We start from the raw sequence: 17,672 nt of genomic DNA on the forward strand, positions 1-17,672 counted from the left end.
GTGCGTCGGGTTTCACCGTGTCAGGTCAGCGGTAGGACTCAGCAAGACAACCAGACAAACGCGGCTACCAGCCGCGTTTGTCGTTTCTGAATTTCGTATTTCATTCCCAGAACCCCAGGAAGCACTCCCGATGGTACAGATCACATTGCCCGATGGTTCGCAGCGCCAATACCCGGGACCGGTCACGGTCGCCGAGGTGGCGCAATCGATCGGCGCGGGATTGGCCAAAGCCGCCTTGGGCGGCCGCGTGACCTTTGACGGCGCCGACTCCCAACTGGTCGACACCAGCTACCGCATCGAGGGCGACGCGCGCCTGGCCATCGTGACCGCCAAGGACGCCGACGGCCTGGATCTGATCCGCCACTCCACGGCCCACTTGCTGGCTTACGCCGTCAAGGAATTGTTCCCCGACGCGCAGGTCACCATCGGCCCCGTGATCGACAACGGCTTCTACTACGACTTTTCGTACAAGCGCCCGTTCACGCCCGAAGACCTGGCCGCCATCGAGAAAAAGATGGCCGAACTGGCCAAGAAAGACGAAGTCGTGACCCGCGAAGTCTGGTCGCGCGACGACGCCGTCGAATTCTTCAAGGGCATCGGCGAAAAGTACAAGGCCGAGATCATTGCGTCCATCCCGTCCAACGAGCCGCTGAGCCTGTACCGCGAGGGTGATTTCATCGACCTGTGCCGCGGGCCGCACGTGCCGTCCACGGGCAAGCTCAAGGTCTTCAAGCTGATGAAGGTCGCGGGCGCCTACTGGCGCGGCGACAGCAAGAACGAGATGCTCCAGCGCATCTACGGCACGGCCTGGGCCACCAAGGAAGAGCAGGAAGCCTACCTGCACATGCTCGAAGAAGCCGAGCGCCGCGACCACCGCAAGATCGGCCGCGAACTCGACCTGTTCCACTTCCAGGACGAAGCCCCCGGCCTGATCTTCTGGCATCCCAAGGGCTGGGCCCTGTGGCAGCAGGTCGAGCAATACATGCGCTCGGTCTACCGCGACAACGGCTACCAGGAAGTGAAGGCGCCGCAGATTCTCGACATCTCGCTCTGGAAAAAGACGGGCCACTGGGACAACTATCGTGAAAACATGTTCACGACCGAATCCGAGAACCGCGTCTACGGCCTCAAGCCGATGAACTGCCCGGGTCACGTGCAGATCTTCAACGCCGGCCTGCACTCGTACCGCGAACTGCCCCTGCGCTACGGTGAATTCGGCCAATGCCACCGCAACGAACCGTCCGGTTCGCTGCACGGCATGATGCGCGTGCGCGGCTTCACGCAGGACGACGGCCACATTTTCTGTACCGAAGAACAGCTCCAGGACGAATGCGCCGACTTCACGGCCTTGCTGCAGAAGGTCTACCGTGACTTCGGCTTCACCGAGGTGCTTTACAAGGTCGCCACGCGCCCGGAAAAGCGCATCGGCTCGGACGAAGTCTGGGATACGGCCGAACAGGCGCTGATGGAAAGCCTGCGGCGTACCGGCTGCGAATTCGAGATCTCGCCCGGAGAAGGCGCGTTCTATGGCCCCAAGGTGGAATACACCCTGAAAGACGCCATCGGCCGCCACTGGCAGTGCGGCACGATCCAGGTCGACTTTTCCATGCCCGTGCGCCTGGGCGCCGAGTACGTGGACCAGAACGACCAGCGCCGCCCGCCCGTCATGTTGCACCGCGCCATCCTGGGTTCGCTCGAGCGTTTCATCGGCATGCTGATCGAAAACCACGCCGGTGCGATGCCGCCCTGGCTGGCTCCGGTGCAGGCCGTGGTGTGCTGCATTTCCGAACCTTCGGCCGATTATGCGGCCCAAATCACGCAAAGCCTGAAAAAACAAGGCTTTAGAGTAGAGTCCGATTTGCGCGGTGAAAAAATCACTCGTAAAATTCGGGAGCACAGCCTGCAAAAGGTGCCGTACATCCTCGTCGTCGGCGACAAGGAAAAGCAAAACGGCACCGTCGCCGTACGCGGACTGGGCGGACTGGACCTTGGCGCCATCGCATACGACGAGTTCGTCGCGCGACTGTCCGAGGACGTGTCCACCCGCCGCGACGTCAATCAACCTGATAGCAGCGCTGCTTAACATTTCTAGGAGCTTTCAACATCGCCACTGAAAAAGCCAATCGCATCAACGGTGAAATCCGCGTCCCCGAGGTGCGCCTGATAGGTCTGGACGGAGAACAGCTGGGCATCGTCAAGATTGCCGACGCGTTCCGTCTTTCCGAGCAAAGCGACGTGGATCTGGTGGAAATCGCGCCGAACGCCGAGCCGCCGGTCTGCCGTTTGATGGACTACGGTAAGTTCAAGTACCAAGAGCAGAAGCGTCAAGCCGAAGCTCGTTCGAAGCAGAAGGTCATCCAGGTCAAGGAAGTCAAATTCCGTCCGGCCACCGACGAGGGCGACTACCAAGTCAAGCTGCGCAACCTGCGCCGCTTCCTCGAAGAAGGCGACAAGGCCAAGGTGACGCTGCGGTTCCGTGGCCGCGAAATGGCTCACCAGGAACTGGGTATGCGGGTGCTTGAACGTGTGCGCGACGACCTGCTGGAATTGGCCCAGGTCGAAGCCATGCCGAAGCTCGAAGGCCGTCAGATGGTCATGGTGCTGGCGCCCAAGAAGAAGGCCGTGCCCGCGGGCAAGCCTGAATCGGCGGCATAAAGCTCCTGCGGCGCCTTCCCGGCCGGTTTCATCCCTCCCGGGCAGGCTCCAGCCGCTCCCCCCTGCGACCCGCCGTCCATACTGTGTTCGGCGGGTTCGCTTATTGGGCGGCTCTGCGCTACGATGTCATAGATAGCCGCCTTCCCGAAAGGGAAGGCGGCGTACGTTCGGGGTGTCGCGATGCATGTTTTGTTCGTTTTGGATCCCTTGCCGCTCTTGAAAGCGTACAAGGACAGTTCTGTCGCCATGATGCGTGCGCTGGTCGCGCGCGGCCATACGCTCAGCGTGGCCATGCAGGGCGACCTTTACATCGAAACCGGCACGGTCAAGGCCGTCACCACGCCCATCGAATTGGTGGCCGACGCCGATCTGCACGGCCATGACTGGTGGCGCGAAGGCGCTGCCCGTGACCTGCCGCTGGCCGATTTCGGCGCGGTCGTCATGCGCAAAGACCCGCCTTTCGACATGGAATACGTGTATTCCACGCACCTGCTCGAATACGCCCAGGCCCAAGGCGCCCACGTGTTCAACAGCGGCGCGGCGATCCGCAACCATCCCGAAAAGCTGGCCATCACCGAAATCAGCGAATTCACCGCACCGACGCTGGTGACGCGCAACATGGCGCGCCTGAAGGCTTTCCACGACACGCACCATGACGTGATCGTCAAGCCGCTGGACGGCATGGGCGGCACGGGCGTGTTCCGCCTGCAGCCCAAGGACCCCAACCTGAACGCCATCCTGGAAACGCTCACCGACAACGGCGCGCGCACCATCATGGCGCAGCGTTACATCCCTGAAATCGTCAAGGGCGACAAGCGCATCCTGCTGATCGGCGGCGAACCGGTGCCGTATTCGCTGGCGCGTATCCCGCTGGCTGGCGAGACGCGCGGCAACCTGGCCGCCGGCGGCCGTGGCGTGGCCCAGGAATTGTCCCCGCGCGATCGCGAGATCGCCGAGGCCGTGGCGCCCAAGCTGGCCGCGCGCGGCCTGCTGCTGGTCGGCCTGGACGTCATCGGCGACTACGTCACCGAGGTCAACGTCACCAGCCCGACGTGTTTCGTGGAAATCGCCGAACAGACCGGCTTCGACGTCGCCGGCATGTTCGTCACGGCGCTTGAAAAAGCCGTGGCCGCCGCGCCGGCTGCGGCCTGATCCGGAAACCGTCATGACCACGGGTATTGTCATCGTCGTGCATGCGCCCCTGGGCGCAGCCATGCGCGAATGCGCCAGCCACGTCATGGGCAACCTTGACGGCATGCTGGCCATTCACGACATCCAGCCCGAAGATCGGCCGGACGACCAGGCGCCCGCCGTGCTCAAGGACATCCTCGAGCAAGACCATGGCGGCGGCGTTCTGGTGCTGACCGACCTGATCGGCGCCACGCCCGCCAATATCTCCAAGCGGGCCGTGGCCGACGCTCAGGCGCAGGGCATCCAGTGCTGTGTCTTGGCGGGGCTCAATACCCCCATGCTGCTGCGGGCGCTGACCTATCGCAACCTGACCCTGGCCGAGACCCGCGAAAAAGCGCTGGCCGGCGGGGTGCAGGGCGTCTTGCGTGTAGACTGACGGGCGGGAATTTGCCCTATTATGTCGGCTAATATTTCAAGCCGATGGGCGGTTCGACCTTTTGCTGCAACCACCACTGCGGCTTGCCACCGCGGTCATGATATTTCCTATGCCTAATACAGACATCGTCATCAGCAATAAACTGGGTTTGCATGCGCGGGCGGCCGCCAAACTGACGCAGCTGGCCAGCAAGTTCTCCAGCGAGATCTTCATTTCCCGCGGTGCGCAACGCGTGAACGCCAAGAGCATCATGGGCGTCATGATGCTGGCCGCCGGATTGGGCGTGACCGTCAAGCTCGAGGCTTCCGGCAACGATGCCGACCAGGCCCTTTCCGAAATTGAAACTCTGTTCGACAGCAAATTCGGTGAACAGGAATAGCAGCGCTTCCGAATCCGCGGGTCCGGGCAAGGCCCGGGCCGGCATGTCCGCGGCCGTTGCCGCGGCTCAAGTCCATGACGGGGCTGGCGCTGCCAGCCCCGTCATTTGTTTGTACGGCAAGGGCGTGGCGCGTGGTTACGCCATCGGCCGCGCGGTGGTCATGGGGGCGGCGGCGCTGGAAGTCGCGCATTACCGCATTTCCCCTGAAGACATTCCCGCCGAAAGCCGCCGCCTGACCGAGGCGCTGGACTCGGCTCAGCAGGAATTGCGGCTGTTGGCCGATACCTTGCCGGCCGACGCGCCGCGCGAGCTGGGCGCCATGCTGAACGTGCATAGCCTGCTGCTGGGCGACCCGTTGCTGGCCGAGCAGACCCTGGCCCTGATCGCCGAACGTCACTACAACGCCGAATGGGCGCTGACCACCCAGGGCCAGATCCTGGGCCAGCAGTTCGACGCCATGGAAGACGAATACCTGCGCGAACGCGGCGCCGACGTGCGCCAGGTCATCGAGCGGGTGCTGCACGTGCTGTCCGGCACCTCCGCCATCCTGCCCGACATGTCGCACATGGGCGGCGACGATGCGCTGGTGGTGGTGGCGCACGATATTTCGCCGGCCGACATGCTGCGCCTGCGAGGAGGGCGGTTTGCCGCCTTCGTGACCGACCTGGGCGGCCCGACCTCGCACACGGCCATCGTGGCGCGCAGCATGGGCGTGCCGGCCGTGGTGGCCATGGGCAACGTGCGCGAGCTGGTGCGCGACGGCGACATGCTGATCATCGACGGCGCCGCTGGTGCCGTGGTGGTCAACCCGTCGGACCGCATCCTGCAGGAATACCGCCGCCGCCAGGCCGCCTACGCCGACGAACGAGCCGAACTCAGCTTGCTGCGCGACGAGCCTTCGGTCACGCTGGATGGCATCGACATCGTGCTGCACGCCAATATCGAACTGCCCGAAGAAGCCGCGCTGGCGCTGGCCTCGGGGGCGCACGGTATCGGTCTGTTCCGCAGCGAATTCCTGTTCATGGGCCGTCCGGACCTGCCGGGCGAAGAAGAACAGTACGAGGCTTATTCCTCCGTGGTGAAAGTGATGGCGGGCCGTCCGGTCACCATCCGCACGCTGGATATCGGCTCGGACAAGACGCTGGACGGCGAGGCCACGGTGGCCACCAATCCGGCCCTGGGGCAGCGTGCCATCCGCTACTGCCTGGCGCGTCCGGAAATGTTCGCCACGCAGTTGCGCGCCATCCTGCGGGCGTCGGCCCATGGGCCGGTGCGCCTCTTGATTCCCATGATCGCGCACATGCACGAAGTCGTGGCCACGCGCGCGGCCATCGAATCGGCCCGGCGCGAGCTCGATGCGCGTGGGCAGGCCTACGCGCCGCACATGGAAGTGGGCGCCATGGTCGAAGTGCCCGCGATCGCCATCGCGATCGAACCCTTCGCCCAGGCGCTGGATTTCCTGTCCATCGGCACGAACGACCTGATCCAGTACACCCTGGCCATTGACCGCGGCGACCACGACGTTGCCGCGCTTTATGATCCGCTGCATCCCGCCGTGCTGCGTCTGGTCGCGCACACCATCAATGCCGGTGAACGCGCGGGCAAGCCCGTGGCCGTCTGCGGCGAAATGGCCGGCGACTCGCGCATGACCCGCTTGTTGCTGGGCCTGGGGCTGACCGAATTCTCGATGCATCCGCAGCAATTGCTGGATGTGAAGCGGGAAGTCCGGCGCGCCCACACCAACGCGCTGCGGGTCAAGGTGGCCAGCGCGCTGAACCGCGCCTTGCCGGTGGACCTGGACACCCTGGATCTGGCCTGACCGAGCCCTCGGGGGGGGGCTTGCTCTGGCAAGCCCCTGTTTGCCATCCATCAGGCCGGATTCCGGTCTGCACCCCCATTTTTCTGCCGGTATTCCCGCGGAGCGCATTTCATGATGCGCTTGAAGGCGTGGCTGAACGCACTGTCGGAGTCATAGCCAAGCCTGTGCGCGATGGCGGAAATCGTCGTCTGCTCGGCTTTCAATGATTGCGCGGCCAGGCGCATGCGCCATCGAGACACGTATTCCAATGGCGCAACGCCGGCTTTTTGCTTGAATCGCAAGGCGAGCGTCGAGCGCGACACGCCAGCAACGTCGGCCAGGGTTTCGACTGTCCAGGCGCGTGCGGGGTCGGCGTGGATCGCCTGGATCACAGCCCCGATGCGGGGATCGGAAACCGCCAGCAGCCAACTCGGCGCATCGTCGCCGTCCTGGGCCAGATAGCGCCGCAGGACCTGCACCAACATGATGTGTCCAAGATGCTGAACCACGATGGCGCTGCCCGGTGAGGGCCGTGCAAGCTCGTCGGCCAGACGGTGGAGCGCCCAGCTCAGCACGCAGGCCTGATCCGAGCCGTGCTTGATGACGGCCACCGGCGGCAGGCCATCGAACAACAGGCTGGCTTCGTCGCCAAAGGCAAAGCGGCCGCCGATCAGGAAGAAGTCGTCGGCGCTGCCGCAGCGGGCAATGCCGTTGACGGCGTGGTGATAGATTTCATCGGAAGGGATGGCCGGCAGCGAAAGCTCGCTGCGAAGTGAAAACGCACGTTTGCGCGACAGCAGGAAGCAATCCCCGCTTTCCAGCCAGATGGGCTGCGCCACGTCTTCCACGGTCAGCCAGCAGCTTCCCTGGACGATGGCATTGAACTTGATGTCGTCGGGCGGGGGGAAGTCGATGGCCCAGTCGCCGCCCGCTTTCAATCCCGCGAAGACGGAGCGCCGAGTATTCAGGAGGGAAAGCACTTCCGATAGCGGATCCATGGCGTATTCAGACGATCTCGACAAAGAATAGGACTTTGCTGCATTCACAGTCCGAAGTCCAGCGTCGACAATGCGGGTCAGGGGGTCTCCAGAATGCAGGCCAGGCTCAATCGGGGCATTTCATCCATGATCAGTAAGCAATCTCCTGTCGGCTCCGGTTTCGGCGCGGCAACGACGGCGGCGCAAGTGCTCGCCGGGCGCAATCTTTCCGGCATCACCGCCATCGTTACCGGCGGACATTCCGGCCTGGGGCGAGAGACGACGCGCGCGTTGGCGTCTGCCGGCGCGCAGGTCATCGTCGGCGCGCGCGACGTGCAGGCCGCCCGCGCGAATATCCATGACATCCCCAACACTGAAGTCGAGCGGCTTGATCTGTCCGACCAGGCCAGCGTGCGTGATTTTTCCCAGCGGTTCCTGGCACGTGACCGGCACGTCGACATCCTGATCGGCAGCGCAGGCCTCATGGCGTGCCCCGAAACCCGGGTGGGGCCTGCGTGGGAAGCCCAGTTCGCCACCAATCACCTTGGGCACTACGCCTTGGTGAATCTGCTGTGGCCCGCGCTGAAAGGAGGGGCCCGGGTGGTCGTGGTGTCGTCGGCGGGGCATCATCAGTCGGCCGTTCGCTGGCACGACGTGCAGTTCAATCAGGGATACGACAAATGGCTGGCCTATGGGCAGTCCAAGACTGCCAATGCCCTGTTTGCCGTGCACCTGGATCGGCTGGGCCAGCGTGATGGCGTGCGTGCCTTTTCCCTGCATCCCGGCAAGATCTTCACCCCGCTCCAGCGCCACCTGACGCAACAGGAAATGATTGCCGCGGGATGGCTTGATGCGCACGGCAACCCCGCTGATCCCACGTTCAAGACCGTCGAACAAGGCGCGGCTACCCAAGTCTGGGCGGCCACCTCGCCACGCCTGGCCGGCATGGGCGGGTTGTACTGCGAGGATTGCGACATCGCCGGCGTCGATGAAAGCGACCCCCCGTCCTTTGCCGGCGTGCGGGCTTATGCCGCCGACCCCGAACAGGCTGCGCGCCTCTGGGCGCTGTCTGCCGGGCTTACCGGGATCGACGCTTTTCCCGCATCCTGAATCGGAAAATCTTCCCGCCACGATGCCCTGGCCGCCCGCAGCGCTGGTGCCATCACAAATGAAAAAGCCCCCTCGAAAGGGGGCTTGAGACGCCGCCCGGCGCGTTGGCGCCGGCGGGGCGGGAATCAGCTGTGATAAGCCGATTCGCCGTGGCTGGTGACGTCCAGGCCTTCGCGTTCCTGGTCTTCCGGCACGCGCAGGCCGCACAGGGCGTTGGCGATCTTGTAGGCAATCCAGGCCACCACGCCAGACCAGACGATGGTGATCAGTACGCCTTCGAGCTGCACCCACAGCTGGCCCAGGATCATGCCGGGTTCCGCCAGGCCGGGGCCGCCCAGGACCTGGGCATTGAACACGCCCGTCAGCAGGGCGCCGACGATGCCGCCCACGCCGTGCACGCCGAACACGTCCAGCGCATCATCGGCACGCAGCAGGCGCTTCAGGCCGTTGACGCCCCAGACGCAGACGATGCCGGCGATCACGCCGATGATCAGTGCGCCCACCGGGCCGACCAGGCCGGCAGCCGGGGTGATGCCCACCAGGCCGGCGATGGCGCCGGACGCAGCGCCCAGCATGGACGGCTTGCCCTTGATGGCCCATTCGGTGAACAGCCAGGACAGCACGGCGCCCGCGGTGGCGATCATGGTGTTGAAGAAGGCCAGCGTCGCATTCTCGTTGGCGGCCAGTGCCGAGCCGGCGTTGAAGCCGAACCAGCCCACCCACAGCAGGGCGGCGCCCACGAACGTCATCGGCAGGTTGTGCGGTTGCATCGCTTCGCGGCCGTAGCCCACGCGCTTGCCCACCACGTAGGCGCCCACCAGGCCGGCCACGCCGGCGTTGATGTGCACCACGGTGCCGCCGGCAAAGTCCAGCGCGCCCTTGGCGTTCAGCAGGCCCGGGGCCGTTTCAGAAGCGAACCACACCATGTGCGCGATGGGGATGTAGGCAAACGTGAACCAGATCACCGTGAACACCAGCACCGCCGAGAAGCGGGCGCGTTCGGCGAAGCTGCCGACGATCAGCGCGCAGGTGATGCCTGCGAACGTCGCCTGGAACGAGGCGAACAGCAGCTCGGTCAGCGAATTCGACATGGCGTACTTGCCATCGGCCGGGGTGAACATGCCGGAGAAGAAGGCGCGCGAGAGGCCGCCGAAGAACGCGTTGCCTTCCGTGAAGGCAAGCGAGTAACCGTAGATGAACCAGAGGACCAGGCCCAGCACGAACGTGCACAACACTTGCAGCAGCACCGACAGCACATTCTTGCTGCGTACCAGGCCGCCATAGAACATCGCCAGACCGGGTACGGCCATCATCAATACGAGGAGGGTAGAGACGAGCAACCAGGAGATATCTGCTTTATCCATTTTCAGGCTCCAATGAGTCTTTCTTATTTGTCTACAGTGCAGCTTCGCCGGCTTCGCCCGTCCGGATGCGGATCACTTGTTCAAGGGGAGCGGCAAAGATCTTGCCGTCGCCGATCTTGCCGGTGCGGGCGGCTTGTTCGATGGCTTCGATGACCTGGTCGACCAGGTGGTCGGGCACGGCGGCTTCGACTCGCAGCTTGGGCAGGAAGTCGACCGCGTATTCCGCGCCCCGATAGAGTTCGGTGTGGCCCTTCTGGCGCCCGAACCCTTTCACTTCAGTAACAGTGAGGCCCTGGACGCCGATTCCGGATAGAGCCACCCGCACTTCGTCGAGCTTGAATGGCTTGATGATGGCGATGATGAGTTTCATGGCATTTCCTCTCATGGTTGCACGTTGGCCTCGTCATTCAAGCAAATTCCATGCCATGGGCTGCGGTGCCCGTAGGGCGCCCGGTCAGGCGCGTTTGTTGTGCCTGTTTGCACCAATATAGTGCGCCATGCACCACGCGTCAGCCTCAAATCGGTGCACGGCGCCGCGATGGTGAGGAATGCAACGGAATATGTGTCCCTGCCGCCATTTGTTGCCAGTTGATGCCGCTGGGGTTGCGCTTTGCAGGGTTTGCAAATCCCTGCATCGGCTTGGGGCGAAATCTCGGGTCGGCCGCGGATCGTTGCTGGCCGGGCTTCGCGCGGCGGTGTGCTCTTTTTCAGCAGGCTGAAAGCGAATCGCAAGAGGTCCAAAAAAGGGGGCGGGGCGTGATACGAGGGTTTACACGCATAAGCTTGTTGCCAAAGGTAGGCTGAAGAAGAATCGAATCCAGCTCATGACGCTTGGTGGGCTTGATCGGGCCGCTGCAAGGGGTTCCGGCGTTGCGGCTCTCTACATACGAAAAGCAAGAAAGGAAAGAGGAATGATGACGATCCAACGCAAGACCCTTGGCGTGCTGGCGCTGACTGCCGCGCTGGCCGTACTGGCCGGCTGCAACAAGAGCGACGAAAAGGCTGCACCGCCCGCGGCATCGACCACCCCGGCTCCCAGCACCACCACCCCTGGCACGCCGCCCGCCGCCACCACGCCGCCCGCGACCACTACGCCCGCACCCGCCACGGGCGCCACCGCCGGCCTGCCCGCGGAGTGCGACGCCTACCTGAGCAAGGTCAGCGCGTGCATGGACAAGCTGGGCGCTTCCAACCCGGCCGCAGCCAGCTTCAAGCAGCAACTGGACGCTGCCAAGACACAGTGGGCCACGATCAGCGACAAGACGCAGCTGGCCGCGCAATGCAAGCAGTCGGCAGACCTGTTCGCGCAATCCGCGACGCAGATGGGCTGCCCGTAACGATGTTGGTAGGGGGCTGCCCCCAAGGCGGCCCGGTTTTCTCCTGTGCTTTGATGGGCGGTCACCGCATGCGGCCCGCCCTTTTTTTTGCCTGCGGCAGGGGCGGGGAAAGCACTACACTTGAGGCACCAAGAACACCGTGAGGCCGCTATGAACAATCGCACCCAATGGATGGAAGACATCCAGAAGAACATTTCCGACCTGATCGCCCGCAGCCCCGCCGCGGACGTCGAACGCAACGTGCGCGCCATGATGACGCAGGCGTTCTCGAAGCTGGATCTGGTCACCCGCGAGGAATTCGACGTCCAGGCCGACCTGCTGGCGCGCACCCGTGCCCGCGTGGACCAACTGGCCGCGACGGTCGAGCAACTGGAAACCCGCCTGTCCGCCCTGGACAAGTAGGCTGTCCGAGGGACACTTTTGCCACGGCCGCTGATGCGGCCGTTTTTGTTTTGGGCATACTGGTTTTCGATCGCAACCGGAGACCGCCTTGACCCTTGCCGTTATTGCCAGCCGCACCCTCAGCGGCCTGCATGCCCATGCGGTGCGGGTCGAGACGCACCTGGGGCCGGGCCTGCCCAGTTTCAACGTGGTGGGGCTGCCCGATACCGAGGTGCGTGAAAGCCGCGAGCGCGTGCGGGCGGCCATCATCAACAGTGGCTTCAATTTTCCCGCGGGCCGCATCACGGTCAATCTGTCGCCGGCGGATCTGCCCAAGGAATCCGGCCGCTTCGATCTGCCCATTGCGTTGGGGTTGCTGTTGGCGACCGGGCAATTGACCGCGCCTGCACCGGATGACAACGCCGGAGTTGCGCCCGACCCGTTGCTGGCCGGAGTGGTGCTGGCGGGGGAACTGTCGCTGACCGGCGCGCTGGTGCCGGTTGCCGCGGCCCTGGTCATTGCATTGAGCGTGGCGCAGGAATCTCCCGGCGCCACCTTGATCCTGCCTGCGGGCAGCGCCGAACAGGCGGCCTGGGTGGAGGGGCTTCGGGTGCTGTCGGCCCGCAGCCTGGCGGATGTAGCGGCGCATGTGGCCGGACACGGCCGCTTGCCCGACGCGATACCGCTGGCGTGGCCGGATGCCCCGCCCGGGCCGTGCCTGTCCGATCTGCGAGGGCAGCCGGGGGCGCGGCGGGCGCTGGAGGTTGCCGCGGCGGGCGGCCATAGCCTGCTGATGGTCGGGCCGCCGGGAGCGGGCAAGAGCATGCTGGCCGCGCGCTTGCCTGGCCTGTTGCCGCCGCTGACGCGGCGCCAGGCGCTGGAGGCCGCCGCCATTGCGGCGTTGGCGGGCGTGCCGGATGCCAGGATGGGCACGCCGTCGTTTCGGGCGCCGCACCATTCGGCGTCCGCCATGGCCCTGGTGGGTGGGGGCGGCAGGCCGCGGCCTGGGGAAATCAGCCTGGCGCATCACGGCGTGCTGTTCCTGGACGAACTGCCGGAATTCAGCCGCCGTACGCTGGAAGCGTTGCGCGAGCCGCTGGAAACGGGCAGGGTGATCATCGCCCGCGCCCTGCATACGGCGCAGTTTCCCGCGCGGTTCCAGTTGGTGGCGGCGATGAACCCGTGCCCTTGCGGCTGGCGGGGCCATCCGCGCAGGGCCTGCATCTGCACGCCCGATCAGGTGGCGCGCTATACGGGCAAGATATCCGGCCCCTTGCTGGACCGGATCGACCTGCACGTGGCGCTGCCGCCCTCTGACCTGGAATGCATGCAGGGGCCGCCGGGCGAGCCGTCCGAGCCAGTGCGCGAGCGGGTGGCGCGCTGCCGCGAGCGCCAGCATGCGCGCCAGGGCAAACCCAATGCGGGATTGGCCGGGGCCGAACTGGAACGCCACTGTCCGCTGCAGGCCGATGCCCGCGACCTGCTGCTGCAGGCCATGCGTCGCCTGGCGGGGTCGGGGCGGGCCATGCACCGGGCCCTGCGGGTGGCCAGGACGATCGCCGATCTGGACGGGCAGGACATGCTGGGCGCCAGCCATGTCGCCCAGGCGGTGCAGTACCGCCGGCCGGGCGTATGATGGCCCGTTTCCCGCGCTTGGGTGCCCGTTCGGACGGGTTCCGTCCCCCTGGCGCAGGCAGGGCGCCGCGCCGACCTGCCAACTGGCTCGACAAAACCTGGGAAATCACCATATAATCAAAGGCTTTCCCGGATCCAGGCTATCTTTTTTGTCTGGAATGTTTGGAAAAAGCGTAGTGCCCCAAGCAGTACCCCATGCAGTACCCCCAAGAAGTGGCAAGAGGTCCTAAAGTTTTGCCGCAATGGTGTAGGTAGCGTGTTCCCCCAGGCAGTGATGCCGGGTGCGGACAGACCGCCAACCGCCTTGCGCCAAGCACCTCGCGTCATGTAAATCAACAATCAGTGTTTAGTTTAGGGAATCATCATGCCCAAGATGAAAACCAAGAAAAGCGCCGCAAAGCGCTTTAAGGTTCGCGGCAGCGGATCCATCAAGCGTGGTCAGGCGTTCAAGCGTCACATCCTGACCAAGAAGACCACCAAGAACAAGCGCCAGCTGCGCGGTTCGGCTGCGGTCCATGAAACCAACGTGGCCTCCGTCAAGGCCATGATGCCTTTCGCTTGATCTAAGGGAGATCTACTATGCCTCGCGTCAAACGCGGCGTTACTGCCCGCGCACGTCACAAGAAAGTCATTTCCGCCGCCAAGGGTTACCGTGGCCGCCGCGGTAATGTGTTCCGTATTGCCAAGCAAGCTGTCATGCGCGCTGGCCAATACGCCTACCGCGACCGTCGTAACAAGAAGCGCACGTTCCGCGCGCTGTGGATCACGCGTATCAACGCCGCCGTCCGCGAACACGGCGTCAGCTACAGCGTGTTCATCGCTGGTCTGAAGAAGGCTGCCATCGAACTCGACCGCAAGGTCCTGGCCGATCTGGCCGTGCGCGACAAGGCCGGCTTTGCCGCCATCGTGCAGCAAGCCAAGGCTGCCTTGGCTGCCTGATCGCGCGCTTTAACTCATCGCGCATCGCTGCAAACGGGGCTGTAATGGCCCCGTTTGCGTTTTGAAGGCTGGATTTCATGACTCAATCGGTTGACGACCTGGTTTCCCAGGCGCAAGAACGCTTCGCCGCGGCCACGGACGCCGCCGCGCTCGAAAATGCAAAGGCCCGCTTCCTGGGCAAGGATGGCGCGCTGACGGTGCTGCTCAAAGGCTTGGGCAAGCTCGATCCCGAGCAGAAGCGCGACATGGGCGCCCGGATCAATCAGGCCAAGCAAAAGGTCGAAGAGCTCCTGAATCTGCGCCGCGCCGCGTTGGCGCAGGCCGAACTGGACGCCCGACTGGCTTCCGAAACCATTGACGTATCGCTCCCGGGCCGCGGCCGCGTGCCGGGCGGCATCCATCCGGTGATCCGGACCTGGGAACGCGTCGAAGAGATCTTCCGCTCCATTGGCTTCGATGTGGCCGACGGCCCCGAAGTGGAAAACGACTGGACCAATTTCACCGCGCTGAACAACCCGCTGGACCATCCGGCGCGTTCGATGCAGGACACGTTCTACGTCGACATGAAAGACGCTGACGGCCTGCCGCTGTTGCTGCGCACGCACACCAGCCCCATGCAGGTGCGTTATGCCCGCATGCACAAGCCGCCCATCAAGGTCATTGCGCCGGGGCGCACCTATCGCGTCGACAGCGACGCCACGCACTCGCCCATGTTCCACCAGGTGGAAGGGCTCTGGATCGCCGAAGACATTTCGTTCGCCGACCTGAAGGGCGTGTACACCGATTTCCTGCGTTGCTTCTTCGAAAGCGACGACCTCGTCGTGCGTTTCCGCCCGTCGTTCTTCCCGTTCACCGAACCGTCCGCCGAAATCGACATGATGTTCACGTCGGGGCCCAACCGTGGCCGCTGGCTGGAGATCTCCGGTTCGGGCCAGGTGCATCCCCAAGTGGTGCGCAACTTCGGCCTGGACCCCGAGCGCTACATCGGCTTTGCCTTCGGTTCCGGCCTTGAGCGCCTGACGATGCTGCGCTATGGCGTCAACGACCTGCGCCAGTTCTACGAAGGCGATTTGCGCTTCCTGCGCCAGTTCAACGAATAAAGACGGCTGATCATGCAATTTCCCGAATCCTGGCTGCGTACGCTGGTCAATCCCCCGATCGCAACCGACGAACTCGCGCACCGGCTCACCATGGCCGGCCTGGAAGTCGAAGACACCGTGCCGGCCGCACCCGCGTTCAGCGGCGTGGTGGTGGGCCACATCGTCGAGATCGCTCCGCACCCCGATGCCGACAAGCTGCGCGTCTGCCAAGTGGACGACGGCTCGGGCACGCTGCTGACGATCGTCTGCGGCGCGCCCAACGCAGCCGCCGGCCTGAAGGTGCCGCTGGCCCGCGTGGGTGCGGAACTGCCCGGCGGCATGAAGATCGGCGTGGCCAAGATGCGCGGCGTGCAATCGTCGGGCATGCTGTGCTCGGCCCGCGAACTGGGCCTGTCGCAAGACCACGGCGGCCTGTTGGAACTGCCGGCCGACTTCGTGCCGGGCCAGTCGATCCGCGACGCGCTGGACCTGGACGACACGCTCTTCACGCTGAAGATGACGCCCAACCGCGCCGACTGCCTGTCGATCCTGGGCGTGGCGCGCGAAGTCGCCGCCCTGACCGGCGCGCCGCTGTCGGTGCCCACGGCCACGGCCGTGCCGGTGACGCTGGACGACGTGCTGCCCGTCAAGGTCGAAGCCCCTGATCTGTGCGGCCGTTTCGGCGGCCGCGTGATCCGCGGCGTGAATGCCCGCGCAGAGACCCCGGAATGGATGAAGACGCGCCTTGAGCGCGCCGGTCAGCGTTCGGTGTCTGCGCTGGTCGACATTTCCAACTACGTCATGCTGGAACTGGGCCGCCCCTCGCACGTGTTCGACCTGGACAAGATCCATGGCGACCTGTCGGTGCGTTGGGCCCGCGAAGGCGAGACCCTTGAACTGCTGAACGGCCAGACCGTCACGTTGGACGCCAAGGTAGGCGTGGTGGTGGCGGGCGACCAGGTCGAAAGCCTGGCCGGCATCATGGGCGGCGAAGCCACGTCGGTCACGCTGGACACGACCAACATCTATCTGGAAGCCGCGTTCTGGTGGCCGCAGTCGCTGGCCGGCCGCGCGCGCCGTTTCAAGTTCAGCTCTGAAGCCAGCCACCGCGGCGAGCGCGGCGTGGACTACGCCACGATCCCGCAGCACATTGAATTCATCACGCGCCTGATCGTCGACATCTGCGGCGGCCAGGCCGGTCCGCTGGACGACCAGATCGTCAACCTGCCCAAGCGCGAGCCGGTGCGCATGCGCCTGGCGCGTTGCCACCGCGTGCTGGGCGTGCCCGTCACGCAAGCCGACGTGGCCAAGATCTTCAACAGCCTGGGCCTGGAATTCACGGTCGAAGGCGATGACTTCATCGTCACGCCGCCGTCGTACCGTTTCGACCTGGTAATCGAAGAAGACCTGATCGAGGAAGTGGCTCGCATCTATGGCTTCGAGAACATTCCCACCGTGCCGCCGATGGCGCGCGCCAAGATGTTCTCGCAGCCCGAAGTGCGCCGCGGCGCCCATGCGCTGCGCCGCCTGGCCGCTGCGCAGGACTACCAGGAAGTCGTGAACTACAGCTTCGTCGAAGCCGACTGGGAACGCGACTACGCGGGCAACGACACGCCGGTCAAGCTGGTCAACCCCATCGCCAGCCATCTGTCGGTGATGCGTTCCAGCCTGATCGCCAGCCTGGTCGCCAACATCCGCCACAACGCCAACCGCAAGCAGACGCGCGTGCGCCTGTTCGAGCTGGGCCGCGTTTTCGTGCGCGATGCTGCGGCCCAAGACGGCCCGCTGGCCGTGGCCGGCGTGCGCCAGCCTCTGAAGCTGGCCGGCGCTGCCTGGGGCCCGGTGGTCGAAGAACAATGGGGCGTGCCCACGCGTCAGGTGGATTTCTACGACGTTAAGACGGACGTGCAGGCGCTCTTCGGCGCGCGCGGCAGCCGCCTGCGCTTCGAGGCCGCCGCCTACCCGGCGCTGCATCCGGGCCGCAGCGCCCGCATCGAACTGGACGGCCAGCAGGTCGGCTGGATCGGTGAATTGCATCCGCGCCTGGCCCAGCAAGCCGACCTGGCGCACGCGCCGGTCGTGTTTGAAGTCGACGTGGCTGCGCTGTCCGAAGGCGAGTTGCCGCAGGTGCGCGAGCTGTCGCGTCAGCCCGTGGTGGTGCGCGATCTGGCCCTGTGGGTCGATGCGCCGGTCACCGCGCAATCGATGCTGGACACCGTCGCTGCCGCCGTCAAGGCCGATCCGCAACTGGCGGTGGTGCAGGACGTGCGCCTGTTCGACGTGTGGCGCGAGAAGGCCCAGGGCGACCAGCCCGTGGCCGAAAAAAGCCTTGCGTTCCGTTTCTGGCTACAGGACACTGAAGTCACACTGGACGAAGCCCGGGTGGCCGATTGCCTGGCACGCATCAAAGACGCTTTGGTCAGTGCCCACGGCGCGCGCCAGCGTGCTTGA

At 64.8% G+C, this 17,672-nt stretch carries 17 protein-coding genes; 14 read left to right on the forward strand and 3 right to left on the reverse strand.

The window, feature by feature from the left end:
* The first annotated feature begins 130 nt into the window (after positions 1-130).
* The 6 genes from thrS (at position 131) to ptsP (ending at position 6,420) form a co-directional block, all read left to right on the forward strand.
* Entirely contained in the window at positions 131-2,083 is a 1,953-nt protein-coding gene (thrS, locus tag U858_RS0101090) for a threonine--tRNA ligase (protein WP_025135348.1), read from the forward strand.
* Between the two features lie 20 nt (positions 2,084-2,103).
* Positions 2,104-2,655, forward strand: coding sequence for a translation initiation factor IF-3 (infC, locus tag U858_RS0101095; RefSeq protein WP_080551054.1), 552 nt, complete (start codon positions 2,104-2,106; stop codon positions 2,653-2,655).
* 180 nt (positions 2,656-2,835) lie between these two features.
* Positions 2,836-3,807, forward strand: a complete 972-nt coding sequence (gene gshB, locus U858_RS0101100) for a glutathione synthase (protein ID WP_025135349.1) — start codon at positions 2,836-2,838, stop codon at positions 3,805-3,807.
* A gap of 13 nt (positions 3,808-3,820) precedes the next feature.
* Positions 3,821-4,222, forward strand: coding sequence for a PTS sugar transporter subunit IIA (locus U858_RS0101105; RefSeq protein WP_025135350.1), 402 nt, complete (start codon positions 3,821-3,823; stop codon positions 4,220-4,222).
* A 109-nt stretch (positions 4,223-4,331) separates the two neighbouring features.
* Positions 4,332-4,601: an HPr family phosphocarrier protein gene (locus U858_RS0101110; protein WP_025135351.1), complete on the forward strand. Its 270-nt coding sequence runs from the start codon at positions 4,332-4,334 to the stop codon at positions 4,599-4,601.
* Positions 4,602-4,644: 43 nt separating this feature from the next.
* The gene (gene ptsP / locus U858_RS0101115; RefSeq protein ID WP_051593503.1) at positions 4,645-6,420 is read left to right on the forward strand and encodes a phosphoenolpyruvate--protein phosphotransferase; all 1,776 of its coding nucleotides are present in this window, start codon (positions 4,645-4,647) and stop codon (positions 6,418-6,420) included.
* A gap of 50 nt (positions 6,421-6,470) precedes the next feature.
* Here ptsP and U858_RS0101120 read toward each other — a convergent pair whose 3' ends face one another.
* Positions 6,471-7,397 carry an AraC family transcriptional regulator gene (locus U858_RS0101120; protein ID WP_025135353.1) on the reverse strand — a complete coding sequence of 309 codons (927 nt, stop codon included), beginning with the start codon at positions 7,395-7,397 and terminating at the stop codon, positions 6,471-6,473.
* A gap of 126 nt (positions 7,398-7,523) precedes the next feature.
* Between U858_RS0101120 and U858_RS0101125 the strand changes: the two genes are divergently transcribed.
* Positions 7,524-8,486 carry an SDR family NAD(P)-dependent oxidoreductase gene (locus U858_RS0101125; RefSeq protein ID WP_025135354.1) on the forward strand — a complete coding sequence of 321 codons (963 nt, stop codon included), beginning with the start codon at positions 7,524-7,526 and terminating at the stop codon, positions 8,484-8,486.
* 125 nt (positions 8,487-8,611) lie between these two features.
* Here the strand turns inward: U858_RS0101125 and amt are convergent, their stop codons facing one another.
* Both amt and U858_RS0101135 read right to left on the reverse strand, forming a co-directional pair.
* The gene (amt, locus tag U858_RS0101130; RefSeq protein ID WP_025135355.1) at positions 8,612-9,850 is read right to left on the reverse strand and encodes an ammonium transporter; all 1,239 of its coding nucleotides are present in this window, start codon (positions 9,848-9,850) and stop codon (positions 8,612-8,614) included.
* A gap of 31 nt (positions 9,851-9,881) precedes the next feature.
* Positions 9,882-10,220 (reverse strand): P-II family nitrogen regulator, encoded by a 339-nt coding sequence (locus U858_RS0101135; RefSeq protein ID WP_006218735.1) that lies wholly within the window; start codon positions 10,218-10,220, stop codon positions 9,882-9,884.
* Between the two features lie 541 nt (positions 10,221-10,761).
* Here U858_RS0101135 and U858_RS0101140 point away from each other — a divergent pair.
* The 7 genes from U858_RS0101140 (at position 10,762) to pheT (ending at position 17,672) form a co-directional block, all read left to right on the forward strand.
* The gene (locus tag U858_RS0101140; RefSeq protein WP_029953411.1) at positions 10,762-11,187 is read left to right on the forward strand and encodes a DUF5339 family protein; all 426 of its coding nucleotides are present in this window, start codon (positions 10,762-10,764) and stop codon (positions 11,185-11,187) included.
* A gap of 150 nt (positions 11,188-11,337) precedes the next feature.
* Positions 11,338-11,589, forward strand: coding sequence for an accessory factor UbiK family protein (locus tag U858_RS0101145; RefSeq protein ID WP_025135357.1), 252 nt, complete (start codon positions 11,338-11,340; stop codon positions 11,587-11,589).
* A gap of 88 nt (positions 11,590-11,677) precedes the next feature.
* Positions 11,678-13,204: a YifB family Mg chelatase-like AAA ATPase gene (locus U858_RS0101150; protein WP_025135358.1), complete on the forward strand. Its 1,527-nt coding sequence runs from the start codon at positions 11,678-11,680 to the stop codon at positions 13,202-13,204.
* A 363-nt stretch (positions 13,205-13,567) separates the two neighbouring features.
* Positions 13,568-13,765: a 50S ribosomal protein L35 gene (gene rpmI / locus U858_RS0101155; protein WP_003812834.1), complete on the forward strand. Its 198-nt coding sequence runs from the start codon at positions 13,568-13,570 to the stop codon at positions 13,763-13,765.
* 17 nt (positions 13,766-13,782) lie between these two features.
* Positions 13,783-14,142 carry a 50S ribosomal protein L20 gene (gene rplT / locus U858_RS0101160; protein ID WP_006387998.1) on the forward strand — a complete coding sequence of 120 codons (360 nt, stop codon included), beginning with the start codon at positions 13,783-13,785 and terminating at the stop codon, positions 14,140-14,142.
* Between the two features lie 77 nt (positions 14,143-14,219).
* Entirely contained in the window at positions 14,220-15,242 is a 1,023-nt protein-coding gene (pheS, locus tag U858_RS0101165; RefSeq protein ID WP_006387999.1) for a phenylalanine--tRNA ligase subunit alpha, read from the forward strand.
* A 12-nt stretch (positions 15,243-15,254) separates the two neighbouring features.
* Positions 15,255-17,672, forward strand: coding sequence for a phenylalanine--tRNA ligase subunit beta (pheT, locus tag U858_RS0101170; protein WP_025135359.1), 2,418 nt, complete (start codon positions 15,255-15,257; stop codon positions 17,670-17,672).

Source organism: Achromobacter sp. DH1f, from assembly GCF_000633435.1.
Taxonomy (GTDB): domain Bacteria; phylum Pseudomonadota; class Gammaproteobacteria; order Burkholderiales; family Burkholderiaceae_B; genus Achromobacter; species Achromobacter deleyi.

What these genes read in the sequence shown, in the direction of transcription:
- pheT (WP_025135359.1), top strand. Translation starts at nt 15,255, where the DNA reads ATGCAATTTCCCGAATCCTGGCTGCGTACGCTGGTCAATCCCCCGATC.
- pheS (WP_006387999.1), top strand. Translation starts at nt 14,220, where the DNA reads ATGACTCAATCGGTTGACGACCTGGTTTCCCAGGCGCAAGAACGCTTC.
- rplT (WP_006387998.1), top strand. Translation starts at nt 13,783, where the DNA reads ATGCCTCGCGTCAAACGCGGCGTTACTGCCCGCGCACGTCACAAGAAA.
- U858_RS0101140 (WP_029953411.1), top strand. Translation starts at nt 10,762, where the DNA reads ATGATGACGATCCAACGCAAGACCCTTGGCGTGCTGGCGCTGACTGCC.
- U858_RS0101110 (WP_025135351.1), top strand. Translation starts at nt 4,332, where the DNA reads ATGCCTAATACAGACATCGTCATCAGCAATAAACTGGGTTTGCATGCG.
- U858_RS0101125 (WP_025135354.1), top strand. Translation starts at nt 7,524, where the DNA reads ATGATCAGTAAGCAATCTCCTGTCGGCTCCGGTTTCGGCGCGGCAACG.
- U858_RS0101105 (WP_025135350.1), top strand. Translation starts at nt 3,821, where the DNA reads ATGACCACGGGTATTGTCATCGTCGTGCATGCGCCCCTGGGCGCAGCC.
- thrS (WP_025135348.1), top strand. Translation starts at nt 131, where the DNA reads ATGGTACAGATCACATTGCCCGATGGTTCGCAGCGCCAATACCCGGGA.
- U858_RS0101135 (WP_006218735.1), bottom strand. Translation starts at nt 10,220, where the DNA reads ATGAAACTCATCATCGCCATCATCAAGCCATTCAAGCTCGACGAAGTG.
- U858_RS0101120 (WP_025135353.1), bottom strand. Translation starts at nt 7,397, where the DNA reads ATGGATCCGCTATCGGAAGTGCTTTCCCTCCTGAATACTCGGCGCTCC.
- ptsP (WP_051593503.1), top strand. Translation starts at nt 4,645, where the DNA reads ATGTCCGCGGCCGTTGCCGCGGCTCAAGTCCATGACGGGGCTGGCGCT.
- gshB (WP_025135349.1), top strand. Translation starts at nt 2,836, where the DNA reads ATGCATGTTTTGTTCGTTTTGGATCCCTTGCCGCTCTTGAAAGCGTAC.
- amt (WP_025135355.1), bottom strand. Translation starts at nt 9,850, where the DNA reads ATGGATAAAGCAGATATCTCCTGGTTGCTCGTCTCTACCCTCCTCGTA.
- U858_RS0101145 (WP_025135357.1), top strand. Translation starts at nt 11,338, where the DNA reads ATGAACAATCGCACCCAATGGATGGAAGACATCCAGAAGAACATTTCC.
- rpmI (WP_003812834.1), top strand. Translation starts at nt 13,568, where the DNA reads ATGCCCAAGATGAAAACCAAGAAAAGCGCCGCAAAGCGCTTTAAGGTT.